36 protein-coding genes are annotated in these 22,155 nt (G+C 44.5%); 1 reads left to right on the top strand and 35 read right to left on the bottom strand.

Annotated features, from left to right (window positions below):
* Positions 1 to 338 precede the first annotated feature (338 nt).
* From truA to thiD, 35 genes are all read right to left on the bottom strand, one after another.
* Positions 339 to 1,121: a tRNA pseudouridine(38-40) synthase TruA gene (gene truA / locus ACO03U_RS06275; protein WP_161870282.1), complete on the bottom strand. Its 783-nt coding sequence runs from the start codon at positions 1,119 to 1,121 to the stop codon at positions 339 to 341.
* 206 nt (positions 1,122 to 1,327) lie between these two features.
* Positions 1,328 to 2,125 carry an energy-coupling factor transporter transmembrane component T family protein gene (locus ACO03U_RS06270; RefSeq protein ID WP_161870281.1) on the bottom strand — a complete coding sequence of 266 codons (798 nt, stop codon included), beginning with the start codon at positions 2,123 to 2,125 and terminating at the stop codon, positions 1,328 to 1,330.
* Positions 2,115 to 2,981 carry an energy-coupling factor ABC transporter ATP-binding protein gene (locus ACO03U_RS06265; protein ID WP_161870280.1) on the bottom strand — a complete coding sequence of 289 codons (867 nt, stop codon included), beginning with the start codon at positions 2,979 to 2,981 and terminating at the stop codon, positions 2,115 to 2,117. The genes ACO03U_RS06270 and ACO03U_RS06265 overlap by 11 nt, the downstream gene beginning before the upstream one ends.
* Complete coding sequence (locus tag ACO03U_RS06260; RefSeq protein ID WP_204686079.1) at positions 2,957 to 3,796, bottom strand: energy-coupling factor ABC transporter ATP-binding protein; 840 nt, start codon at positions 3,794 to 3,796, stop codon at positions 2,957 to 2,959. Before ACO03U_RS06260 ends, ACO03U_RS06265 begins: the two co-directional genes overlap by 25 nt.
* A gap of 807 nt (positions 3,797 to 4,603) precedes the next feature.
* Positions 4,604 to 4,984, bottom strand: coding sequence for a 50S ribosomal protein L17 (rplQ, locus tag ACO03U_RS06255; RefSeq protein WP_161870278.1), 381 nt, complete (start codon positions 4,982 to 4,984; stop codon positions 4,604 to 4,606).
* A 30-nt stretch (positions 4,985 to 5,014) separates the two neighbouring features.
* On the bottom strand, positions 5,015 to 5,953 hold the full coding sequence (locus ACO03U_RS06250; protein WP_161870277.1) for a DNA-directed RNA polymerase subunit alpha: 939 nt from the start codon (positions 5,951 to 5,953) through the stop codon (positions 5,015 to 5,017).
* An 81-nt stretch (positions 5,954 to 6,034) separates the two neighbouring features.
* Complete coding sequence (rpsK, locus tag ACO03U_RS06245; protein WP_161870276.1) at positions 6,035 to 6,424, bottom strand: 30S ribosomal protein S11; 390 nt, start codon at positions 6,422 to 6,424, stop codon at positions 6,035 to 6,037.
* Between the two features lie 27 nt (positions 6,425 to 6,451).
* Positions 6,452 to 6,817 carry a 30S ribosomal protein S13 gene (gene rpsM, locus ACO03U_RS06240; protein ID WP_161870275.1) on the bottom strand — a complete coding sequence of 122 codons (366 nt, stop codon included), beginning with the start codon at positions 6,815 to 6,817 and terminating at the stop codon, positions 6,452 to 6,454.
* Between the two features lie 18 nt (positions 6,818 to 6,835).
* Complete coding sequence (gene rpmJ, locus ACO03U_RS06235) at positions 6,836 to 6,952, bottom strand: 50S ribosomal protein L36 (protein ID WP_002288710.1); 117 nt, start codon at positions 6,950 to 6,952, stop codon at positions 6,836 to 6,838.
* Between the two features lie 32 nt (positions 6,953 to 6,984).
* A complete protein-coding gene (infA, locus tag ACO03U_RS06230) occupies positions 6,985 to 7,203 on the bottom strand; it encodes a translation initiation factor IF-1 (protein ID WP_010754744.1) in 219 nt (72 codons plus the stop codon).
* Between the two features lie 184 nt (positions 7,204 to 7,387).
* On the bottom strand, positions 7,388 to 8,032 hold the full coding sequence (locus tag ACO03U_RS06225; RefSeq protein WP_161870274.1) for an adenylate kinase: 645 nt from the start codon (positions 8,030 to 8,032) through the stop codon (positions 7,388 to 7,390).
* Between the two features lie 60 nt (positions 8,033 to 8,092).
* Positions 8,093 to 9,388 carry a preprotein translocase subunit SecY gene (secY, locus tag ACO03U_RS06220; RefSeq protein ID WP_161870273.1) on the bottom strand — a complete coding sequence of 432 codons (1,296 nt, stop codon included), beginning with the start codon at positions 9,386 to 9,388 and terminating at the stop codon, positions 8,093 to 8,095.
* A complete protein-coding gene (gene rplO, locus ACO03U_RS06215) occupies positions 9,388 to 9,828 on the bottom strand; it encodes a 50S ribosomal protein L15 (protein WP_161870272.1) in 441 nt (146 codons plus the stop codon). Before rplO ends, secY begins: the two co-directional genes overlap by 1 nt.
* A gap of 42 nt (positions 9,829 to 9,870) precedes the next feature.
* Complete coding sequence (gene rpmD / locus ACO03U_RS06210; RefSeq protein ID WP_161870271.1) at positions 9,871 to 10,050, bottom strand: 50S ribosomal protein L30; 180 nt, start codon at positions 10,048 to 10,050, stop codon at positions 9,871 to 9,873.
* Positions 10,051 to 10,064: 14 nt separating this feature from the next.
* Positions 10,065 to 10,565, bottom strand: a complete 501-nt coding sequence (rpsE, locus tag ACO03U_RS06205; protein ID WP_161870270.1) for a 30S ribosomal protein S5 — start codon at positions 10,563 to 10,565, stop codon at positions 10,065 to 10,067.
* 20 nt (positions 10,566 to 10,585) lie between these two features.
* A complete protein-coding gene (rplR, locus tag ACO03U_RS06200) occupies positions 10,586 to 10,942 on the bottom strand; it encodes a 50S ribosomal protein L18 (RefSeq protein WP_161870269.1) in 357 nt (118 codons plus the stop codon).
* 113 nt (positions 10,943 to 11,055) lie between these two features.
* Positions 11,056 to 11,592 (bottom strand): 50S ribosomal protein L6, encoded by a 537-nt coding sequence (rplF, locus tag ACO03U_RS06195; protein WP_161870268.1) that lies wholly within the window; start codon positions 11,590 to 11,592, stop codon positions 11,056 to 11,058.
* Between the two features lie 30 nt (positions 11,593 to 11,622).
* On the bottom strand, positions 11,623 to 12,021 hold the full coding sequence (rpsH, locus tag ACO03U_RS06190) for a 30S ribosomal protein S8 (protein WP_161870267.1): 399 nt from the start codon (positions 12,019 to 12,021) through the stop codon (positions 11,623 to 11,625).
* Positions 12,022 to 12,056: 35 nt separating this feature from the next.
* Positions 12,057 to 12,242: a type Z 30S ribosomal protein S14 gene (locus tag ACO03U_RS06185; RefSeq protein ID WP_010754753.1), complete on the bottom strand. Its 186-nt coding sequence runs from the start codon at positions 12,240 to 12,242 to the stop codon at positions 12,057 to 12,059.
* 18 nt (positions 12,243 to 12,260) lie between these two features.
* The gene (rplE, locus tag ACO03U_RS06180; RefSeq protein WP_161870266.1) at positions 12,261 to 12,800 is read right to left on the bottom strand and encodes a 50S ribosomal protein L5; all 540 of its coding nucleotides are present in this window, start codon (positions 12,798 to 12,800) and stop codon (positions 12,261 to 12,263) included.
* Between the two features lie 26 nt (positions 12,801 to 12,826).
* On the bottom strand, positions 12,827 to 13,138 hold the full coding sequence (gene rplX, locus ACO03U_RS06175; protein ID WP_161870265.1) for a 50S ribosomal protein L24: 312 nt from the start codon (positions 13,136 to 13,138) through the stop codon (positions 12,827 to 12,829).
* 35 nt (positions 13,139 to 13,173) lie between these two features.
* Entirely contained in the window at positions 13,174 to 13,542 is a 369-nt protein-coding gene (gene rplN / locus ACO03U_RS06170) for a 50S ribosomal protein L14 (protein ID WP_161870264.1), read from the bottom strand.
* A 57-nt stretch (positions 13,543 to 13,599) separates the two neighbouring features.
* A complete protein-coding gene (gene rpsQ / locus ACO03U_RS06165) occupies positions 13,600 to 13,866 on the bottom strand; it encodes a 30S ribosomal protein S17 (RefSeq protein WP_161870263.1) in 267 nt (88 codons plus the stop codon).
* A gap of 24 nt (positions 13,867 to 13,890) precedes the next feature.
* Positions 13,891 to 14,079 (bottom strand): 50S ribosomal protein L29, encoded by a 189-nt coding sequence (gene rpmC, locus ACO03U_RS06160; protein WP_161870262.1) that lies wholly within the window; start codon positions 14,077 to 14,079, stop codon positions 13,891 to 13,893.
* Positions 14,069 to 14,503, bottom strand: a complete 435-nt coding sequence (gene rplP / locus ACO03U_RS06155; RefSeq protein ID WP_161870261.1) for a 50S ribosomal protein L16 — start codon at positions 14,501 to 14,503, stop codon at positions 14,069 to 14,071. The genes rpmC and rplP overlap by 11 nt, the downstream gene beginning before the upstream one ends.
* 2 nt (positions 14,504 to 14,505) lie before the next feature.
* Complete coding sequence (rpsC, locus tag ACO03U_RS06150; RefSeq protein ID WP_161870260.1) at positions 14,506 to 15,171, bottom strand: 30S ribosomal protein S3; 666 nt, start codon at positions 15,169 to 15,171, stop codon at positions 14,506 to 14,508.
* Between the two features lie 13 nt (positions 15,172 to 15,184).
* Positions 15,185 to 15,532, bottom strand: coding sequence for a 50S ribosomal protein L22 (rplV, locus tag ACO03U_RS06145; RefSeq protein ID WP_204686087.1), 348 nt, complete (start codon positions 15,530 to 15,532; stop codon positions 15,185 to 15,187).
* A 22-nt stretch (positions 15,533 to 15,554) separates the two neighbouring features.
* Complete coding sequence (gene rpsS, locus ACO03U_RS06140; protein WP_161870258.1) at positions 15,555 to 15,833, bottom strand: 30S ribosomal protein S19; 279 nt, start codon at positions 15,831 to 15,833, stop codon at positions 15,555 to 15,557.
* A gap of 42 nt (positions 15,834 to 15,875) precedes the next feature.
* Positions 15,876 to 16,709, bottom strand: coding sequence for a 50S ribosomal protein L2 (rplB, locus tag ACO03U_RS06135; RefSeq protein ID WP_161870257.1), 834 nt, complete (start codon positions 16,707 to 16,709; stop codon positions 15,876 to 15,878).
* A gap of 35 nt (positions 16,710 to 16,744) precedes the next feature.
* Complete coding sequence (locus ACO03U_RS06130) at positions 16,745 to 17,035, bottom strand: 50S ribosomal protein L23 (RefSeq protein ID WP_161870256.1); 291 nt, start codon at positions 17,033 to 17,035, stop codon at positions 16,745 to 16,747.
* Complete coding sequence (gene rplD / locus ACO03U_RS06125; protein WP_161870255.1) at positions 17,035 to 17,658, bottom strand: 50S ribosomal protein L4; 624 nt, start codon at positions 17,656 to 17,658, stop codon at positions 17,035 to 17,037. The genes ACO03U_RS06130 and rplD overlap by 1 nt, the downstream gene beginning before the upstream one ends.
* A 27-nt stretch (positions 17,659 to 17,685) precedes the next feature.
* Complete coding sequence (gene rplC, locus ACO03U_RS06120) at positions 17,686 to 18,315, bottom strand: 50S ribosomal protein L3 (RefSeq protein ID WP_161870254.1); 630 nt, start codon at positions 18,313 to 18,315, stop codon at positions 17,686 to 17,688.
* 28 nt (positions 18,316 to 18,343) lie between these two features.
* Complete coding sequence (gene rpsJ, locus ACO03U_RS06115; protein WP_005880808.1) at positions 18,344 to 18,652, bottom strand: 30S ribosomal protein S10; 309 nt, start codon at positions 18,650 to 18,652, stop codon at positions 18,344 to 18,346.
* Positions 18,653 to 19,171: 519 nt separating this feature from the next.
* Positions 19,172 to 19,720: an ECF transporter S component gene (locus ACO03U_RS06110; RefSeq protein WP_161870253.1), complete on the bottom strand. Its 549-nt coding sequence runs from the start codon at positions 19,718 to 19,720 to the stop codon at positions 19,172 to 19,174.
* A gap of 31 nt (positions 19,721 to 19,751) precedes the next feature.
* Positions 19,752 to 20,579 carry a bifunctional hydroxymethylpyrimidine kinase/phosphomethylpyrimidine kinase gene (gene thiD / locus ACO03U_RS06105; RefSeq protein WP_161870252.1) on the bottom strand — a complete coding sequence of 276 codons (828 nt, stop codon included), beginning with the start codon at positions 20,577 to 20,579 and terminating at the stop codon, positions 19,752 to 19,754.
* 142 nt (positions 20,580 to 20,721) lie between these two features.
* On the opposite strand from thiD, the gene ACO03U_RS06100 reads away from it, so the two are divergent.
* Positions 20,722 to 22,149, top strand: a complete 1,428-nt coding sequence (locus ACO03U_RS06100) for an aminotransferase-like domain-containing protein (RefSeq protein WP_204686089.1) — start codon at positions 20,722 to 20,724, stop codon at positions 22,147 to 22,149.
* The last annotated feature ends 6 nt before the right edge of the window (positions 22,150 to 22,155 follow it).

Genomic DNA, 22,155 nt, shown 5'->3' with positions numbered 1-22,155 from the left:
GCTATACGTTTTCCGTTACTGGGACACGTTAGGGACTTTAACCCTTAAGAGTTTGCCCATGCTGGGCAAACAAAAAAGGCTGAACGAACTCGTTCAGCTCTCGAGAATTAAGGCCAAACCGACACATGATGTTCTTTATCATGAGTCGGTTTTGACTTAATTTTAGAAGATGCTAGTTGGACTTAGCGACTCTTGCTTAGTCCAACTGTATGCGGTAGCTGAGCTAGTTCGTGAAGCCAAATGTCGTTGGACTTGGTATTATAGAATTTTTACTTGTGAAAATTTTATAATACCTCAGTCTAAAAAAAACTGACAGCTTTTTCTGCCAGTTTGATGATTTATTCATTTGCTGCCAAATGATCGATCCCCTTCACTCCGTCATAGCGCACCTCGACTAAATACAACCCTTCTGGATGCGCGGTAGGCCCTGCTAAATTACGGTTTTTAGCTGCCAGAATCAAGGGGATACTATCTGCCGCCATACGTCCATTGCCGATTTTCAACAACGTTCCTACTAAAATGCGAATCATCTTATACAAAAAGCCGTCCCCGCGAAAAGTGAAGGTCAACTGATCTCCCGCCTCATTTACCGCCAAAGAAGCCTCGTGGATGGTCCGCACCTTCTCCTCCACTGAACTGCCACTCGCACAAAAAGAGGTAAAATCATGGGTCCCCAGCAAATCCGGCAAAGCCCGTCGTATCAAATCCAAATCTAAAGGATAAGGATAATAACTTGCGTAATGCCGGCGAAACGGACTGCGAGGTTTCCCGATATCCACCTTAAACTGATAGGTTTTTTCCGTCACTAAATACCGTGCATGGAAATTTTCATCCACCAGCTCCACCTCTCGTACGGCGATATCTTCCGGTGATTGGGTGTCCAAGGCAAAGCGCATCCGTTCCAGCGGTCGCTCATAAGGAAAATCAAAATGAATCACTTGCCCTAACGCATGCACCCTTGCATCGGTTCGGCCCGAGCCATGAACCATCACCGGGTTCCCGTCAGCCATCTTGGTCAATAGTTTCTCCAGTTCCTCTTGCACAGTCCGTCCATTTGGTTGCCGTTGAAAACCGTTAAAGTTTGAACCATCATACATAATAATCGCTTTATAACGTACCATCTATTGCCCTACTTTCTTTAGACAGACCAAACGAACGCCAACTCTCGAGAATCAAGTGAGCACCAGCCAGGATGTTCTTGCTCCTGTGTTGATTCCCACTCAATGCTACAAGGTGTCCGTTCGTGAAGCCAAAAATACTTATCCCACCTAAGTCATGAAAAAGGCGCAGTCGGTGGCCCAAAGCCTGCCGTCTGCGCCTGAAAATCTTATTTACGTAACAAAATCAAGCCCACGGTAAAGAGAGCAAAAATGACAATCGTCACGGTATCCCGTAAATGCCAATCCAACTTCCGATATTTGGTACGCCCTTCGCCACCATTGTAGCCCCGCGCTTCCATCGCCGTCGCCAAATCTTCGGCACGATTGAAACTGGAGACAAACAACGGAATCAACAAAGGAATAATAGCTTTCATCTTTTGAATCAGGTTTCCTTCGCCAAAGTCCACCCCCCGGGCACGTTGGGCATTCATGATTTTTTCCGTTTCATCCATCAAAGTCGGCACGAAGCGTAAGGCGATGGACAGCATCAAGGAAATTTCATGCACCGGGAAATGCACGACTTTTAACGGTCGCAAGATATATTCAATCGCATCGGACAATTCCAGCGGAGCCGTCGTTAAGGTCAGCAAAGTCGACATGAAAATAATCAAAATAAAGCGGCAGAAAATGAAGATCCCATTGGTCACCCCAAATTCAGTCAGAGTAAAGATCCACCAACTCCAGTAGACTTGTCCACCGGTAGTGAAAAACATCTGTAACGCCACCGTGAAGATAATCAGCCAGATCAATGGCTTCACACCACGAATGAAAAAGCTCAAACTAATTTTTGAGACTAAAACACAGCCTAGAGTGAAGATTCCTGCCAGCAGGTAAGACTGCCAATTATTCGCCAAAAAGATAATCCCAATAAAATAAAAACTAGCAATTAATTTTGCCCGAGGATCTAGTTTATGAATCAAAGAATCGCCGGGGATATAGCGTCCAAAAATCAATTTATTCATCATGGGACAACCCTCCCAACGCCAACAATTGGTCTGCCAAATCTTCCGCAGTCAAAGGCAAATGGTCAAACTGAAACCCTTTAGCCACTAGCTTTTCGGCAAACGCGGTGGCTGTCGGTACACCAATCTGCTTTTCTTCCACCCAGCCCACATCGGCAAAAACTTCTTGAGGGGTGCCACACTTAGCAATATGGCCTTTTTCTAAGACGTAGACATAGTCGGCAAAATCCGCCACATCATCCATCAAGTGAGTCACTAAGACGATGGTTAATCCTTTTTCGTCATGTAGGCGTTGGAACATCTCCATCATTTCTTTCCGACCTTGAGGATCTAGGCCAGCTGTCGGCTCATCTAGGACCAGAACTTCTGGCTCCATCGCCAGAACACCAGCGATAGCGACACGGCGCATTTGACCACCAGATAAGTCAAATGGGGAACGTTCCATATAGGTTTCATCTAAGCCTACCAAGGCAAGGTATTCAGCTGCTAATTTGCGCGCCTCTTCTTCTGATACGCCGAAATTCTTTGGTCCAAAGGCGATATCCTTTGCCACCGTTTCTTCAAATAGCTGGGCTTCCGGAAATTGGAAAACGATCCCGACTTTTTTACGAATCGGTTTCAAGTTTTTATTATCCGTTTCCGGCGTAATCCTACGATCACCGATAGTAACCACGCCACTTGTCGGCTTTAAGAGGGCATTTAGGTGTTGTAGCAAGGTAGACTTGCCGCTACCGGTATGACCCACTAATGCCGTATAAGAGCCAGCTTTAACCTCTAAATCAATATCAAATAGTGCTCGGGTCTCAAAAGGGGTGCCCGGCTGGTAGGTAAAATCTACTTTTTCAAAACGGATGTCCATAACCAGTCCACCATCCCTTCTTCAGTTAAATACGTTGCGGGCACGTCTACCCCGCGGGCTTTCAAGGCCGCCTTCAGTTTTTCAGGAAAAGGCAAATCCAATCCCAACTCGATCAATTTAGGCCCGGCAGAAAAGATCTTCTCTGGGGTCCCTTCATCAATCAGCTGGCCTTCTCGCATCACTAAAACCCGGCTGGCATTGGCAGCTTCATCGATATCATGGGTGATGGAAAGTACCGTCAAATCGTTTTGTTCCTTGATTTTTTGGATAGTGGCGATGACTTCTTCCCGCCCTTCAGGATCCAACATGCTGGTAGCTTCATCCAAAATAATAATTTCTGGACTCAAGGCAACGACGCCGGCAATCGCCACTCGTTGTTTTTGTCCACCAGATAAACGGGCCGGTTCCCGCGTTTTGAAGTCAGTCATTTTGACTTGTTCCAATGCATTTTGGACCCGCGTAAGCATGTCTTCTCGAGGGATTCCTTGATTCTCCATCCCAAAAGCGACATCGTCTTCCACCGTTGACCCCACAAACTGATTGTCAGGATTTTGAAAAACCATGCCCACCATTTTGCGGATTTCCCAGATGTTTTCTTCATTCAGCTCCAGATTGCCTACCTTGACCGTACCAGCTTGGGGCAATAACAAGCCATTGATCGTTTTTGCCAAGGTGGATTTTCCAGAACCATTATGGCCGATGATAGCTACCCATTCTCCCTTCTGGATACTCAGGGAAACATCATTTAAGGCTGGTCGCGCATCTTCGGGATCATATTTAAAGGTAATATTTTTCAATTCAATAATCGGATCCATCGCTAATCTCCTTCGCGTAAGCTCCTACATAAATTTCAGCTTTTAAAGCCCACACTTCAATTTCCACACACTTCTTCAATCTACCAAAAAAAGCCGGTCATTTCAAATATTCATAAAGAAATGCCATTGTTTTGTGACAAATTTTAGAGAGGTTCAGCTGTAAATGGCACCGTGTTAAACAAGGGGAAAAACCCGACCTTTGACTTCAGACGCTTCCCTTTGCTTCACACTTTGGTAATCTCCTGGTACTTCTCTCCTGCACTACTCCACTTAAATAGTGTGGAAATCATACCGTCTGGGCTCGTGCGCCCATTTTCTATTTTCAATCAAATGTTAGTCACAATATAAATCGCTACTTCCTACTCTCACAAACCACTCTGACTACCACCGAAAATGGCAAAATCTGACGCAGTAGCCTGGCATGATAGTAGCTCCAGGGATCCCTGATGGCTACCCGCATACAGTCACTCCTACGCAGAAATCGCTAGGGCGGACTAGCAAATTACTCAAAAGTGGGGCGCCTGCGACACTTACCCTAAGTTTGAAGCAGCAAGGTCAATGACAAACCCTCCTTTATTTGGCATTGACCAGTTCAGCTGCCATCATGCCCAGCCTACGAAGCCAGATTTTGCCATTTTCAAAAGACCTGTCAAGACAGCCCTTTGAGAGTAAAAAAAAAGCACTTTATGATGAGTGCATACATCCCGACCGAAATCGGGATGTAGCGCTGAGCTAGACTCGGAAAGACTGCCTTCCAACATCATAACACTCTAAAAAGTCATCAATAAAGTGATGTTAAGTGTGATTTTAAACCAGTTCCAAAATAACCATTGGTGCAGCATCGCCGCGACGTGGTTCAGTTTTCAAGATACGAGTGTATCCACCTTGGCGTTCTGCATAACGAGGAGCGATGTCGTTGAAAAGCTTTTGCAAAGCAGATTCTACAACGATTTCTTCGTTTTCTTCACGTACGCTAGCGACTTCGTTACGAACGAAAGCAGCAGCTTGACGACGTGCATGCAGATCTCCACGTTTCCCAAGAGTGATCATTTTTTCACAAGTTGAACGTACTTCTTTCGCACGAGCTTCTGTCGTCACGATGCGTTCGTTGATGATTAAATCAGTAGTCAAATCACGCAACATCGCTTTACGTTGGCTAGATGTGCGTCCTAATTTGCGGTAACTCACGTGGGTTTCCTCCTATTCCAAAATACTTTCCTAGTCGTCTTTACGTAAACCTAAGCCTAAGTCATGCAATTTAGCTTTGACTTCTTCTAGAGATTTACGTCCTAAGTTACGAACTTTGATCATTTCCGGTTCAGATTTGTTAGTCAATTCTTGAACCGTGTTGATGCCAGCACGTTTCAGACAGTTGTAGGAACGAACGGACAAGTCTAATTCTTCGATGGTCATTTCGAGCATTTTTTCTTTTTGCGTTTCTTCTTTTTCAATCATGATTTCAGCGTTTTTCGCTTCATCTGTCAGATTCACAAAAATATCCAAATGTTCAGTCATGATCTTCGCAGCCAGACTCATTGCTTCTAATGGCAAAATGGATCCGTCTGTCCAGATTTCCATCGTTAATTTATCGAAATCATCCCGACGTCCAACCCGTGTGTTTTCAACTTGGTAGTTGACACGATGAACGGGGGTATAGATTGAATCAACCGGAAGAACGCCAATCGGCATATCTTCTTTTTTGTTTTCGTCAGCTTGAACATAACCGCGGCCTGGCTTCACAGTCAAACGCGCATGGAATGTCGCACCTTCGGAAACGGTACAGATGTACATATCTTTATTTAAGATTTCTACATCACTGTCAACGATGATATCACCGGCTGTGACCGTTGCTGGTCCGGTAATGTCGATTTCAAGGGTTTTTTCTTCTTGCGTGTACATCTTAAGGGCGAGGCCTTTGATGTTGATGATGATCTGTGCCACATCTTCCCGTACACCTTTGACAGTAGAGAATTCGTGTAAAACACCATCGATCTGGATGCTAGTAATGGCTGCACCCGGCAAAGAAGAAAGTAAAATACGACGCAGGGAATTGCCTAAAGTAGTCCCGTAGCCTCTTTCCAGAGGTTCTACAACGAACTTGCCATAATCTTTCTCTTCATCAATCTTAGCGATTCTTGGTTTTTCGAATTCAATCATTCTTATCTTTTACCCCTTTCAAAACGAAAAGTGTCTTGCTTAATGACGTTACTATGTTGCACTCAAAATGAGCAGCACTCATTAAACACGACGGCGTTTTGGAGGGCGGCATCCATTATGAGGAACTGGTGTTACGTCACGGATTGCAGTAACTTCCAAACCTGCTGCTTGCAGAGAACGGATTGCTGCTTCACGACCTGAGCCAGGACCTTTAACAGTTACTTCTACGGTTCGTAAACCGTGCTCTTGGGCTGCTTTTGTTGCAGTTTCTGCTGCCATTTGTGCTGCAAAAGGAGTTGATTTCTTGCTCCCTTTAAAGCCTAATGAACCAGCTGATGACCATGCTAATGCATTTCCGTGAACATCAGTGATCATTACAATTGTATTGTTGAATGTTGAATGGATATGCGCGATACCTGATTCAATATTCTTTTTCACACGGCGTTTGCGATTCACTTTTTTTGCTGCCATGAAGATTTAACCTCCTTCACTTAGGAATTATTTTTTCTTACCAGCCACTGTTTTAGAAGGGCCTTTACGAGTACGGGCATTGTTCTTCGTGTTTTGTCCACGAGTTGGCAAGCCACGACGGTGACGGATACCACGGTATGAACCGATTTCCATCAAACGTTTGATGTTAAGGTTGACTTCACGACGAAGATCCCCTTCAACTTTCAACTTATCGATTTCAGCACGGATAGCATCTGTTTGTTCGTTCGTCAAATCGCGAACACGAATGTCTTCAGAAACGCCAACGTTAGCCAAAACTTTTTTCGCAGTAGTGTTACCAATCCCGTAAATATAAGTAAGGGAAACCACTACGCGTTTATCACGAGGAATATCTACTCCTGCAATACGAGCCATACTTTGTTACACCTCCGATTATCCTTGACGTTGTTTATGTTTTGGATTTGCTGGGCAAATCACCATAACCCGACCTTTACGGCGGATTACTTTACAATGTTCGCACATTGGTTTTACTGATGGTCTTACTTTCATGATAATACCTCCTGTAGTTTTACGGAGTACAATTATTTAAAGCGGTAAGTAATCCGGCCACGGGAAAGATCGTATGGAGACAACTCCACAGTTACTTTGTCACCAGGCAGAATGCGGATGTAGTGCATCCGGATTTTACCGGAAACAGTAGCCAATACTTGGTGTCCGTTTTCCAACTCCACTTTAAACATTGCATTCGGCAAAGTTTCGACGACTGTACCTTCAATTTCGATCACATCTTCTTTTGCCACGCACAGTACCTCCTTGTACTTGTGATTTTCACACGATAAAATGGCGGAAACACTGTTCCCACCTAAGTTTCTCAAAAAGTTGCTTCTAGCCAAGGCTAGAAGTCGGACTGACATATTTTAGCATAGGATGTCAAACTTTACAAGAGAAAGATTTTGGGTTGCAAGTTGGCAGCGGCAGCACACGTTACTCGATGATTTCTTTAACATCATTAAAGACAGCATCGATATCACGATCACCATCAATAGATTGCAATAAACCTTGTTCTTTATAGTAACTTAAGATTGGTTCACTGCTTTTAATATTGACAGCGAGACGATTTTTGACCGTCTCAGGCTTATCATCTTCTCGTTGGTAAAAGTCATGTCCGCCACAACGATCACAGGTTCCTTCAACCTTCGTCGGGTTGAAGATTTTGTGATAAGTCGCACCACAGTCACGGCAGATGTAGCGTCCAGCTAACCGTTCAACGAGAACCTCTTCAGGGACATGAATTTCGATAACAGCATCCAATTTTTTGCCTAGGTCTTTCAACATTTGATCCAACGCTTTGGCTTGATCCAATGTCCGAGGAAAACCATCCAACAAAAAGCCTTTGTCTGTATCTGGTTCAGCTAAGCGTTCTTTCACGATGCCGTTTGTGACATCATCGGGAACTAACTCACCTTTGTCCATGAAAGATTTTGCTTCCAACCCTAGCTTTGTTTCATTGGCCATTGCAGCCCGAAACATATCACCAGTTGAAATTTGGGGAATTTTATATTCAGCAACGATCCGCTCTGCTTGAGTCCCTTTGCCGGCACCCGGCAGACCCATCAATACAAGGTTCATGCTAACTCCTCCTGTAGCGGTGTAACGGTGTTGAGGAGAAGTCCTCAACCCGCTGCCACATTAATTAATAAAACCAGTATATTTCCGTTTCAACATCAAGCCTTCTAACTGTTTCGCAGTTTCCAGCGCAACACCGATAACGATCAATAAACTTGTTCCCCCCAAGCCAATCGACTGAGGAAGATTCCAAATCATTTGCGCCAAGATTGGTAACAAGGCTACCAAACCAAGGAAGAGGGCCCCAACAGCACTCAAACGCATCAACAATCCAGAAACATAATCTTCTGTACCTTTACCAGGTCGCACACTTGGAATGTAGCTACCTTGTTTTTGCAAGTTTTCCGCCAATTTCTCAGGGTTGACTTGCACGAAAGCATAGAAGAAAGTAAATGCTACGATTAACACAGTGTAGATGATAGCACCAGGCGCTGTGTTGTAGCTAAAGATTTGGGTCATTACTTCATACCAACCCTTCCCTTGATGGTTCGTACCCAAAGCTTGCAAAATAGCATTTGGAGTAGCGATAAAGGAGCTGGCAAAAATAACCGGGATCACGCCGGCAGCATTCACCTTGATAGGCAAGTAACTGCTAGTTGGCGCACCTTGCACCCGTTTTGTATATTGAATCGGGATCTTTCGTTCAGCCTGTTGCACATATGTCACCAGGGTCACGATGACCAAGATTGCAATGATTAGTACTACCATGAAAATAACGGATTTCCAGATTTCAGAGGACTCGATATTGATGAAATAATCTTCAATCAAACCTTTGATATCAGTAGGCATCCGTGAAATAATCCCGGCAAAGATAATCATTGATACGCCGTTACCGACGCCTTTTTCAGTGATTTGTTCTCCCAACCAAGTGACGAACATCGTCCCGGCTGTCAAAATCAAACCAATCACCACAAAGTTTGCGACGGTGGTATCTTTGACAAAGCCTAATTGGGTAAAAGAGTTGAAACCAAATGTGATCCCGATTGATTGGACAAATCCGAGGATCAAGGTTAGGATCCGCGTCGCCTGATTCAGCTTACGACGACCGACTTCCCCTTGTTTCGACCATTCCACAAACTTCGGTACGATATCCATTTGTAACAATTGAATCACGATGGAAGCCGTGATATATGGTGAAACACCCATGGCGAAGATCGAAAAGTTTTGCATTGCGCTACCACTTACGATATTCAACATGTTTAGAAAAGGCAGTTCTGAGATGCTTTGCAGACGGCTGGCGTCTACGCCTGGTACCGTAATATGGGCACCAAGACGAAAGACAAATAAGGCAAAGATCGTAAAGAAAATTTTCGAACGAATTTCTTTGACTTTAAAGGAGTCCCGCAACAGCTTAATCATCAGATCACCTCGATAGATCCGCCAGCAGCAACAATTGCTTCTTCGGCTGCTTTCGAGAATTTAGCTGCTTTAACAGTCAATTTCTTAGTCAATTCACCGTTAGCAAGAACTTTAATTCCAGCTTTTTCAGATTTCACGATTCCAGCTTCTACCAAGGTAACAGCTGTTACTTCAGTTCCATCTTCAAAACGGTTCAAGACGTCCAAGTTGATGACTGCGTATTCTTTACGGTTAATGTTAGTAAAGCCGCGTTTTGGCAAGCGACGGAACAATGGTGTTTGTCCCCCTTCAAAGCCTAAACGTACACCACCGCCTGAACGGGATTTTTGACCTTTTTGACCGCGTCCGGAAGTTTTACCGTTACCGGATGATGTTCCGCGACCGACACGATTACGTACTTGACGAGAACCTTCTGCAGGTTTCATTTCATGAAGTTTCATAGGTTGGCACCTCCTTAATCAAAATAGCGGGTAGCAGGGAAATTAAACTTCTTCCACATCTACCAAGTGAGAAATCGTATTAACCATGCCTTTGATTGCTTCATTGGCAGGTTTTACGACAGTTGCGTTGATTTTGTTCAAGCCCAATGCTTTAGCAGTGTCCCGTTGGTTTTGAGGACGACCGATAACGCTGCGCTTCAAAGTAATTTTCAAATCAGCCATTAGCTTTGTCCTCCTTATCCGATCAATTCTTCAACGGATACGCCACGAAGTTCTGCAACTTCTTCCGCCCGTTTCAATTGTGTCAAACCTTCAACAGTAGCACGTACAACATTGATTGGTGTGTTAGAACCAAGTGATTTAGATGTCACATCGCCAACACCGGCCAATTCCAAGACCGCACGAACTGGACCACCGGCAGCAACTCCAGAACCTTCAACAGCTGGTTTCATCAAGATGCGACCGCCGCCGAATACGCCGATGACTTCGTGAGGAATAGTTGAACCAACCATTGGTACTTCAACCAAGTTTTTCTTCGCAGCTTCAATTGCTTTACGAATAGCTTCAGGTACTTCTTGAGCTTTACCAGTACCAAAGCCTACATGACCGTTTTTGTCGCCTACGACTACTAAGGCCGCAAAACGCAAACGACGTCCACCTTTAACTACTTTAGTTACGCGGTTGATAGCAACAACGCGATCTTCCAATTCCAAATGATTTGGATCAATGTAAGTCATGAATGGTGTTCCTCCTTCTCTTAAAATTCAAGTCCATTTTCGCGTGCAGCTTCAGCCAAAGCTTGCACACGGCCATGGTAAAGGTACCCACCACGGTCAAAGACAACGACTTTAACATCTTTTGCTGCAGCACGTTCTGCAACTAATTTACCGACAGCTTGTGCTTGTTCGGTTTTTGTGCTACCTGAAATTTCTTTATCCAAGGTAGAGGCACTTGCTAGCGTCACACCCGCTACGTCATCAATTACTTGCGCGTAGATGTTTTTGTTAGAACGGAAAACGTTCAAGCGTGGGCACTCAGCAGTACCAGAGATTTTGTTACGGACACGACGATGACGCTTTTGACGTGTTTTATTTTTATCTGGTTTTGTAATCACAATTGTCACCTCTTTATATTTGCTAGCCGAAGCTGCGATGCGTTCCCAGCAGAAAGTGCCACCTTGTTGTTAGCAATTTGCTAATGGTTGCCAGTGCACTTTCAAAGAAACGATTATTTACCAGTTTTACCTTCTTTACGACGGACAAATTCGCCGACATAGCGGATCCCTTTGCCTTTGTAAGGTTCTGGTGGACGTACGCCACGGATATTGGCAGCCAATTCGCCGACAACTTCCTTGTTGATGCCTTTTACGATGATTGAAGTATTGTTTGGTACTTCAATTTCGATTCCAGCCGGTGCGTCGATTTCGACAGGGTGAGAGTAACCAACAGCCAAGACAAGTTTTTTACCTTGCAGTTGGGCACGATAACCGACCCCTTGAAGTTCCAACGCTTTTTGGAAACCTTCGGAAACACCTACCACCATGTTGTTGAAGTTGGCACGAGTAGTTCCGTGGATAGTTTTCATTTCTTTGCTGTCATTAGGACGAGTGAATGTTACTTCGTTTCCTTCGATATTCATTTCGATATCAGAAGAGAACGTACGAGTCAATTCACCTTTAGGACCTTTAACAGTGATGTCATGTCCATCTTGCTTGACTTCAACGCCAGCAGGCAACACAACGATTTTATTACCGATACGACTCACTTGAAGACACCTCCTTGTATAATTATTGGATTACCATACGTATGCGACAACTTCGCCGCCGATGTTTTTCGCCCGTGCTTCTTTATCGGTGATTACACCTTCAGAAGTAGACAAGATTGCGATACCCAAACCGTTCAATACTTTTGGTACTTCGTCAGCTTTGACGTAAGCCCGCAAGCCTGGTTTAGAGATACGCTTCAAGTTGGTGATGACGCGTTCGCCGTTTTTCCCATATTTCAAGAAAACGCGGATCACGCCTTGTTTGTCATCTTCAATATACTCAACATCGCGAACAAATCCTTCTTTTTTCAGGATTTCAGCGATATCACGTTTGATTTTTGATGCAGGTACTTCCAGTGATTCGTGTTTTACCATGTTGGCATTACGAATACGAGTCAGAAAGTCTGCGATTGGATCTGTCATGACCATTGGATGATTTACCTCCTTTATGCGAGTTTTCTGGTTTACCAGCTAGCTTTTTTCACGCCGGGAATTTGTCCTTTATAGGCAAGTTCGCGGAAGCAAATACGGCAAAGCTTGAATTTACGATAAACTGAATGTGGACGTCCGCAACGTTCGCAACGTGTGTATTCTTGAGAAGAGAATTTTGCAGGGCGTTTGTTTTTAGCAATCATTGATTTTTTAGCCACGTAGTTCGCCTCCTTTTTTTATTTTGCAAATGGCATGCCAAGTTGCGTCAACAATTCACGAGATTCTTCGTCTGTTTGTGCAGTTGTCACAATTACGATGTCCATCCCGCGGACTTTGTCTACCAAATCATAATCGACTTCAGGGAAGATCAATTGTTCTTTGATACCCAAAGTGTAGTTGCCGCGACCGTCAAAGGCCTTTTTGCTCACGCCGTGGAAGTCACGGACACGAGGTAAGGAAACTGATACCAATTTATCAAGGAATTCATACATGCGTTCGCCACGTAAAGTAACTTTCGCACCAATTGGCATTCCTTCACGCAGACGGAAACCTGCGATTGATTTTTTTGCTTTAGTGATCAATGGTTTTTGACCAGAAATCAAAGCAAGTTCTTCGACAGCTTTATCCAAGTTTTTAGCGTTGGAAACTGCATCGCCGACACCCATGTTGATGACAATTTTGTCAACTTTTGGTGCTTGCATCACTGAACTGTAATTGAATTTTTCCATTAAAGCTGGAACGACTTCTTTAGAATATTTTTCTTTCAGGCGGTTCATTCGTTTGCTCCTCCTTTCCTAGCTAATTATTTATCCAAAACTTCGCCGGTTTTTTTAGAAACACGGACTTTTTTGCCGTCGACTTCTTTGTAGCCAACACGGGTTGCTTGACCGTTTGAAGGATCGATCACCATCACGTTGGAAACATGAATGGGTGCTTCGACTTCAAGGATCCCGCCTTGAGGAGCAGCTTGTGAAGGTTTTTGGTGTTTCTTCACAACGTTGACACCTTCGACAATCACTTTGTCTTTTTTAGGGAAAGCAGCTAAAACAACGCCTTCTTTGTTTTTGTCTTTACCAGTGATAACTTTAACTTTATCGCCTTTTTTAACAAACATTTCTGTTTCGCACCTCCTTTGGGAATAAGTGGCTGTTACAATACTTCCGGTGCCAGGGAAACGATCTTCATGAAGTTGTTTTCACGCAATTCACGGGCAACTGGGCCAAAGATACGAGTACCACGAGGGCTCTTATCGTCACGGATAATTACCGCAGCATTTTCATCAAATTTAATATATGAACCGTCAGAACGACGAGCTCCTGTTTTAGTACGAACGATAACGGCTTTTACGACGTCACCTTTTTTGACAACCCCACCTGGCGTTGCTTGTTTAACCGAAGCAACAATCACGTCACCGATGTTCGCAGTCTTGCGGCCTGAACCACCAAGGACTTTAATCGTCAAGATTTCGCGAGCGCCTGAGTTGTCAGCAACTTTTAAGCGGCTTTCTTGTTGGATCACGATGTGTATCCTCCTTTCAGATTTTCAGTACAATCTATATAGGAAAATCTCGTGTGATTAGATAATCACTGCTTTTTCAACGATTTCCAATAACCGGAAACGTTTAGTAGCTGATAATGGACGAGTTTCCATAATGCGCACGATATCGCCAACTTTTGCTTCGTTGTTTTCATCGTGGGCTTTGTATTTCTTAGAGTAGTTCATGCGTTTGCCGTAGATTGGGTGGTTCTTTTTGGTTTCAACCACAACAGTGATGGTTTTGTCCATTTTGTCAGATACCACGCGTCCTTGGTAAACTTTGCGTTGATTTCTTTCTTCAGTCATACGCTTAATGGCCTCCTTCCAATATTAGTTTGCTTGTTCACGCAAAACAGTTTTGATGCGTGCAATCGATTTACGTACTTCTTTAATACGTGCAGTGTTTTCTAATTGACCGGTTGCAAGTTGGAATCGCAAGTTGAATAGTTCTTCCTTCAATTGCTTTTCTTGATCAAGCATTTCGGCAGTGGTTAATTCTCTGATTTCTTTAACCTTCATTCGATTCACCACCCATTTCCTCACGTTTTACGATCTTGGTCTTGATTGGCAATTTGTGAGCCGCAAGACGCAAAGCTTCGCGAGCAACTTCTTCAGGCACACCAGCGATTTCAAACATGATCTTGCCACGTTTTACTGGAGAAACCCAACCTTCAGGAGCCCCTTTACCAGAACCCATCCGGACCCCGATAGCTTTTGCAGTATATGATTTGTGAGGGAAAATTTTGATCCATACTTTCCCGCCACGTTTCATGTAACGAGTCATGGCAATACGAGATGCTTCGATTTGACGGTTGGTAATCCAATGAGATTCCAACGCTTGCAAACCGTATTCACCAAAAGCGATTTCTTTACCGCCTTTCGCTTCTCCGCGCATTTTGCCACGGAACTCACGACGGTGTTTCACACGTTTAGGTACTAACATGTTTATTTCCCTCCTTTCCCAGTGTTTTCAGCGTTTTTCTTCGTAGGCAAGATTTCGCCACGGTAGATCCACACTTTCACTCCTAGTTTTCCGTAGGTAGTGTTTGCTTCTTCCCAAGCGTAGTCGATGTCGGCACGCAATGTATGAAGAGGCACAGTCCCTTCTGAATAGCCTTCAGAACGAGCGATATCAGCACCGTTCAAACGGCCAGATACCATAGTTTTGATCCCTTGAGCACCCGCACGCATAGTACGTTGGATGGCTTGTTTTTGAGCACGACGGAAAGCAACCCGGCCTTCTAATTGACGTGCAATCCCTTCGCCTACCAATTTTGCATCAAGATCCGGTTTTTTGATTTCCACGATGTTGATGTGGACCCGTTTGCCGGTCAAGTTGTTTAATTCTTTTCTTAGGTTTTCGACTTCAGAGCCGCCTTTACCGATGACCATACCTGGTTTAGCTGTGTGGATTGAAACGTTCACGCGGTTAGCCGCACGTTCGATCTCAACTGTAGACACAGCAGCGTCAGCAAGTTTAGTCGCGATAAATTTACGGATTCTCAAATCTTCGTGCAGGAAGTCGGCATATTCTTTTTCAGCATACCATTTTGCATCCCAGTCGCGGATGACGCCTACACGCATTCCAATTGGATGTACTTTTTGACCCACTGATTGTCCCTCCTTATTTTTCTGATACGACTACAGTAATGTGACTTGTGCGTTTGTTGATCGGTGAAGCTGATCCTTTCGCACGAGGACGGAAACGTTTCATAGTTGGGCCTTCATTGACGAAAGCTTCACTAACGTACAAGTTTTCAACATCCAAGTCAAAGTTATTTTCTGCATTCGCTACTGCTGACATCAAAACTTTTTCGATGATTCCGGCAGCTTTATTTGGTGTGAATTTTAAGATTGCAATTGCGTCCGCAACGCTTTTCCCGCGGATCAAGTCGATCGTAATGCGAGATTTGCGAGGAGAGACGCGAACTGTTTTGGCAGTTGCTTTTGCTGATGTGATTTGTTCAGCCATTGTAAGATCCTCCTCTCAAATATTAGCGTTTTGTTTTCTTATCGTCGCCGCCGTGGCCACGGTAAGTTCTAGTTGGTGCGAATTCACCTAATTTATGTCCTACCATGTCTTCTTGGATATAAACAGGAACGTGTTTACGTCCATCATAGACAGCGATAGTGAAACCGATGAAACTTGGGAAAATCGTGGAACGACGTGACCAAGTTTTGATTACTTTTTTCTTCTCTGCGCCTTGTTGCGCTTCGACCTTTTTCATCAAATGCTCATCAATGAAAGGTCCCTTCTTCAAACTACGACCCATGGTGAACCTCCTTTACAAAATGTTGACACATGGTCAATGAAATTATTTAGCTTTGCTACGACGAACGATAAGCTTGTCGGATTTCGCTTTTTTGTTACGTGTTTTGTAACCCAATGCAGGTTGGCCCCAAGGTGATACTGGTGCTTTCCGCCCGATTGGTGCTTTACCTTCACCACCACCGTGTGGGTGATCGTTAGGGTTCATTACGCTACCACGAACTGTAGGACGTTTACGCATCCAACGAGAACGACCAGCTTTACCGATGTTGATCAATTCGTGTTGTTCATTACCAACAGAACCGACAGTCGCACGGCAAGTAGCCAAGATCATCCGTACTTCACCAGAGTTCAAACGGATCAATACGTATTTGCCTTCTTTACCCAATACTTGAGCAGAAGTCCCAGCTGAACGGATTAATTGTCCGCCTTTACCTGGTTTCATTTCGATGTTGTGGACAACAGTACCGACTGGAATGTTTGCCAATGGTAATGCGTTCCCCACTTTAATATCGGCTTCTGGACCAGAAACGACAGTCATGCCGACTTCTAAGCCTTTAGGAGCCAAGATGTAAGCTTTCACCCCATCAGTGTAGTGCAATAATGCGATGTTAGCTGAACGGTTTGGATCGTATTCGATGGTTTTAACTACCGCTACAACGTTGTCTTTATTCCGTTTGAAATCGATCAAACGATATTGACGTTTGTGGCCGCCACCTTGATGACGGACAGTGATGCGTCCGTTGTTGTTACGACCGGCGTTGTTTTTCAATGGTGCCAACAATGTTTTCTCTGGCGTTGAAGTAGTGATTTCAGCGAAGTCAGAGCTTGTCATGTTACGACGACCATTTGAGGTAGGTTTGTACTTTTTAATCGCCACGTCTTTTTCCCTCCTATGGTTTTATTGCTCGCTGATTATTCAGCGTCGAACAATTGGATTTCTTTTGAGTCTTCAGTCAACGTCACAATAGCTTTACGACGTTTCTTTGTATATCCTGCATATTTACCCATGCGTTTGAATTTAGGACGCACGTTGACGATGTTTACGTTTTTCACTTTGACACCATCAAAAGCTGCTTCAACAGCTTGTTTTACTAAAGTTTTGTTTGCTTTTGTGTCCACTTCGAAAGTATATTTCTTTTCGTCCATTGCAAGCATGGATTTTTCAGTGATCACTGGGCGTTTGATTACGTCTAGTAAGTTCATTATGCAAGCACCTCCTCGATCTGAGTAAGAGCAGTTTGAGTTGCTAACATTTTAGTTGCAGAAGCCACATCCAAAACGCTGATATTGTCAGAAGTGACAACAGAAACGTTTGGCAAGTTACGAGCAGACAAAGCTGCAAAGTCGTTATCAGGTTCTACGACAACCAATACTTTTGCATCGATTGACAAGTTAGCAAGAACTTGTTTGAATTCTTTTGTTTTTGGAGCGTCGAAGTTCAATGCATCTACGGCTACCAAGTTTTCCGCTGCAACTTTTTCTGACAATACAGATTTCATTGCTAAGCGACGAACTTTTTTAGGCAATTTGTAGCTGTAAGAACGTGGTGTTGGTCCGAAGACGATACCACCTCCGCGCCATTGTGGTGAACGGATTGAACCTTGACGGGCACGACCAGTACCTTTTTGGCGCCATGGTTTACGGCCACCGCCTCGGACTGCGCTGCGGTTTTTCACAGCATGTGTACCTTGACGCAATGAAGCCCGTTGCATGATGATTGCATCGTAGACAACTGATTCATTTGGTTCAATACCGAAAATTTCTTCGTTCAATGTGATTTCGCCGTTTTGGCTACCATCTTGTTTGAATAATGCTAAGTTAGGCATTCCTTAGTTCCTCCTTCCCTTTCTCGATTATTTCGCTTTAACAGCAGATTTGATCGTAATCAATGATTTTTTCGCGCCTGGCACATTCCCTTTGATGAGGATAACGTTGCGTTCTGCATCAACCCGAACGATTTCAAGGTTTTGCATAGTCACGCGGTTGCCACCCATACGGCCAGCCAAGTGTTTGTTCTTGAAGACCCGGTTAGGAGCTACTGGACCCATTGAACCAGGACGACGGTGGTAACGAGAACCGTGTGCCATTGGGCCGCGGCTTTGTCCGTGACGTTTGATAACGCCTTGGAATCCTTTACCTTTTGAAGTCCCTGTAACGTCGACGATATCGCCTGCAGCGAATGTGTCAACTTTGATTTCTGAACCGACTTCTAAGCCCTCAAGCTCAACATTCTTGAATTCGCGAATGAAGCGCTTAGGAGCCGTGTTTGCTTTTGCAACATGACCTTTCGCAGGTTTGTTAGACAAAACTTCACGCATATCTTGGTAGCCAACTTGGATCGCTTCGTAACCGTCGTTTTCTACAGTTTTTACTTGTAATACTACGTTTGGCGTAGCTTCAACAACTGTTACTGGGATCAATTCGCCAGATTCGGTGAAGATTTGAGTCATTCCCACTTTTTTCCCTAAGATTCCTTTGGTCATGATTACACCTCCATCTTCGTTTTAATGATTATAGTTTGATTTCAATGTTTACACCGCTTGGCAAGTCAAGCTTCATCAAAGCATCAACTGTTTTTGGTGTAGGATTCACAATGTCGATTAGACGTTTGTGAGTACGCATTTCGAATTGTTCGCGTGAATCTTTGTATTTGTGAGTCGCGCGGATAACAGTGTACAAGCTGCGTTCAGTTGGCAACGGAATTGGACCTGACACAGAAGCCCCAGTTCTTTTTGCCGTTTCAACGATCTTGTCCGCGGATTGATCTAAAATACGATGTTCATACGCTTTTAATCGGATACGAATTTTTTGTTTTGCCATTGTTTTCCCTCCTTCGCCTATTTTAAAAGTAGACATGGCTCCATGAAAATTTCCGATGCGCCTTTCCGTGGCAAAGCGTCCGGGCGTGTCGCAACCTCTCATTTCATAGCCGGCAGAATAAAAGCTTATCCCACCAGTGCTTTTCACGTTTTCCGTAAACAGCACCTTTCTGATTATAGTACATGAAAGCTTTGATAGCAAGCTTTTTTTCTTGTTTTGGCAAGGTTTTTACTGCCTTTTTGGCGTAAGGGGTTTCATTCACTTTGAACCTATATTTTTTATTAAGACTAAAAAATATGAACCTTAGCTAGGGAGCGCTAAGCCCTGATGGGTAAGGAACGCACCTGGAAAACCGACTCCGCCACCACCCATTTCACCTATTTTATTTTTGATTAGTAAGAAATTACACTTCACCAACTTTGGCTTAGTTACCATTTCTAGACTCTCTTACGTTAAATACGCAAAAAATCCGTCGTTAAACGGATTTTCACTTGCTATTGATACAATCTCCACTGTTTCTCAGACAAATTCTTGATGGAACGTCCGGCGCATCGCAGCTTTTAGCGGGAAGTAAACCAACGCCACAATCAACAATGTCAGGCTGACGTTGATCACCGTTGCTGGTAATTTAGCAAAAGCACCAGCAAATGCCGGGCCAAAGCTCGCTCCGGCAATCAAATTCATAACAGTGTTTTTGATTTGGGTCATGATGAGTTTTGCAATCCCCGTCACTATCCCTATCACGATAACTTGCCAAATATGCGTAGGATTCTTTTTAAATAGGCGAAAAGCCCCATATGCTGCTGCGCCGACGATGAAACTCTCCAAGATAAAATAGGGCGCTTCTGTCGCATAGCCATTCATGATATCAAAAATGAAAAAGCCCAACCCACCAGCCAAGGAACCTTTAAAATAGCCTAGCAATAACACAGACAAAAGAAGTACTGCATTTCCTAGGTGGACAAACGCCCCGGTAGGCAAGGGGATTTTAATAGTGGTTCCTATTACCGTTAAAGCAGCGAACAAGGCTACCAAAACAATACTTTGAATGCTAACTGTCTTTTTCATGTTGCTCCTTCTTTCTTCTATAATAGTGCTCTTAATCCAGTTCGGGAGTCAGCCGGTGTTCGGCGCTATTGTAAGCCCCATGCCACACATGACCGACGTAAGGATTGACCACGACTCCTTGCCGGATACCTTGCGCCACAAATTGTTTTGCCAGACGAACGGCCGCGGCCATCGACAACCCTTTCGCTAATCCAGCCGTAATCGCTGCAGCAAATGTACAGCCCGCACCATGATTCCAATCCGTTTGATACAATTCATTTTCTAACAAAATAAAGTCTTGCCCGTCATATAAAAGATCCACCGCTTTTTCTGTTCCTAGACGATGGCCGCCTTTTACCACTACGTTTTTCGCTCCTTGTTGATGGATAGCCACAGCCGCTTTTTTCATATCATCGATAGAAGTCAAATCACCCAGTTCGGATAAAATCCCGGCTTCCACCAAATTTGGTGTCGTCACTAGTGCTCGCGGGAGTAAATATTCCTTAATAGCAGCCACGCTTTTAGGCTGGAGAATTTGCGCAGTCCCTTTGCAAGCGATGACCGGATCAATGACGACTTTCGTCTCAGGATATTTGCCAATGTACTCACTCGCTAAAGCAATATTGGCCTCGTTGCCCATCATTCCTGTTTTCAATGCTGCGACTGGTCCGCCAGCAAATACCGAAATCAACTGTTTCTCTAATAAATCCACCGGCATCTCCGTCACTTCATGAGACCAGCCAGCTGTCGGATCCATCGTCACTACTGAGGTCAAACTAGAAAAACCAAAGACCCCATACTCTTGGAAAGTTTTCAAATCTGCTTGTAAGCCGGCCCCACCCGTTGAATCAGACCCTGCAATCGTCAATACTTTTTTCATTTGTCACACCTCTTCATTCAAGTTGTTAGACCTTTATTAGTTTTGAGTATAGCGCCCCTCCTCCTTGACGAAAACAACCAATTGGCTTATTTTAGAACCAACCAATTAAATTTTCTGACGATTAAAAAAAGGAGGACTCCCGATGAGACAGCTGGACCGCTCAGCTAAAGCGCCTTTGTTTCAACAAATCATCACTCACGTCATCGATGCGATTCAAGCTGGCGAACTCAATCCCGGCGATAAACTCCCCCCGGAACGACAGCTCGCCGCAAACTATGGTGTCAACCGCTCTACCGTCAACCATGCGTTAGAAGAGTTAGTCAGTCTCGGCTGGATTACGCGACGGCAAGGGAGCGGTACCGAAGTTGCGAAAGGACGTTGGGGGAGTCGCTTAGCCCCCCAATACCAATGGCAGCAACTGCTCCGGCAGGCACCCTTTACTCCAGACCCCTACCTAGTGGAACTAAATCAACGAAAAGAACAGCCGGACGTCCTGGATCTTCACACTGGAGAGCTCCCCACTAGTTTGATTCCCGATTTTAGTTTTCCTGCGATGCGTTGGGAAAAGATTCTTGAAGCAGAAAATAGTCTGACTGCCACCGGCTATCAGCCGCTTAAAGACCAAATTTTGGCGAAATTAGCCAACAACTACGGTCTGGATGGCACCGGTCAAGATTTATTGATCACGTCTGGTTCTTCGCAAGGAATTTCTTTGCTCCTGCAGTCCTTACTAAGTCCCGGAGAAGTCGTTGCTACGGAAGAACCCTCCTTTTTATTCTCTTTGCCGATGTTTCAGTCCCTTGGCATCTTGCTAGCAGGAGTGGCCTGCGATGAAGAAGGAATCTTACCGGAAGCCTTAGAGCAATGCATCATTCAAAAAAAGATTCGCTTTTTATACTTAAATCCAAGTTTCCAAAATCCCACCGGTCGTTTGATGAGTTTGCCTCGACGAAAAGCCATCATCGCCGTCTGTCAAAAACACTACGTCCCCATTATCGAAGACGATGTGTTTGGGGAGTTGGACTTTGGCACACCTCTGCCAAAGTTAAAAACATTAGCCACCGATCAAGTCATCTACCTCGGGTCTTTATCCAAACTTTTCGGGCCTTCTATCAAAATCGGCTGGCTTTTGGCGCCCAGCCCGTTGATTGCCAGCCTCGCCAGTGCCAAACAACGGATGGATGTTGAAACCAATATTTTCTCCCAGCTTTTGGCAGACAGCGCCTTGCGTTCGGCCACCTATGAGCCCAATCATAGCCGACTAATCGCTGAGTTACGCCAACGAGGAGCAGCTTTTACCACCAGTCTCAAGCCGCTAACCGCCGATTGGCAGGTTCGTCCCATCAAAGGCGGTTTATACACCTGGCTGACTTGGCGTCATCACCTGTTGACTAGACGGGACTGGGAACCTTTTTTGAAAGCGGGCTTGCTGGTAGCACCGGCTTTTCTCTTCAGCAATGATACAATGTCCATGAGAATCAACTACACCCGGCTAGAAGCAGAGCAGCTGACAGCGTTTGTCCAGCGTCTCACGAATATTACGGAAAAACTAAAAAAGAAGGAGAACTAGCTACCC

The organism is Enterococcus diestrammenae, assembly GCF_049384045.1.
GTDB lineage: Bacteria > Bacillota > Bacilli > Lactobacillales > Enterococcaceae > Enterococcus_C > Enterococcus_C diestrammenae.
Note: the sequence above shows the minus strand (reverse complement) of the source record. Positions and strands in the feature narration are given on the sequence as shown.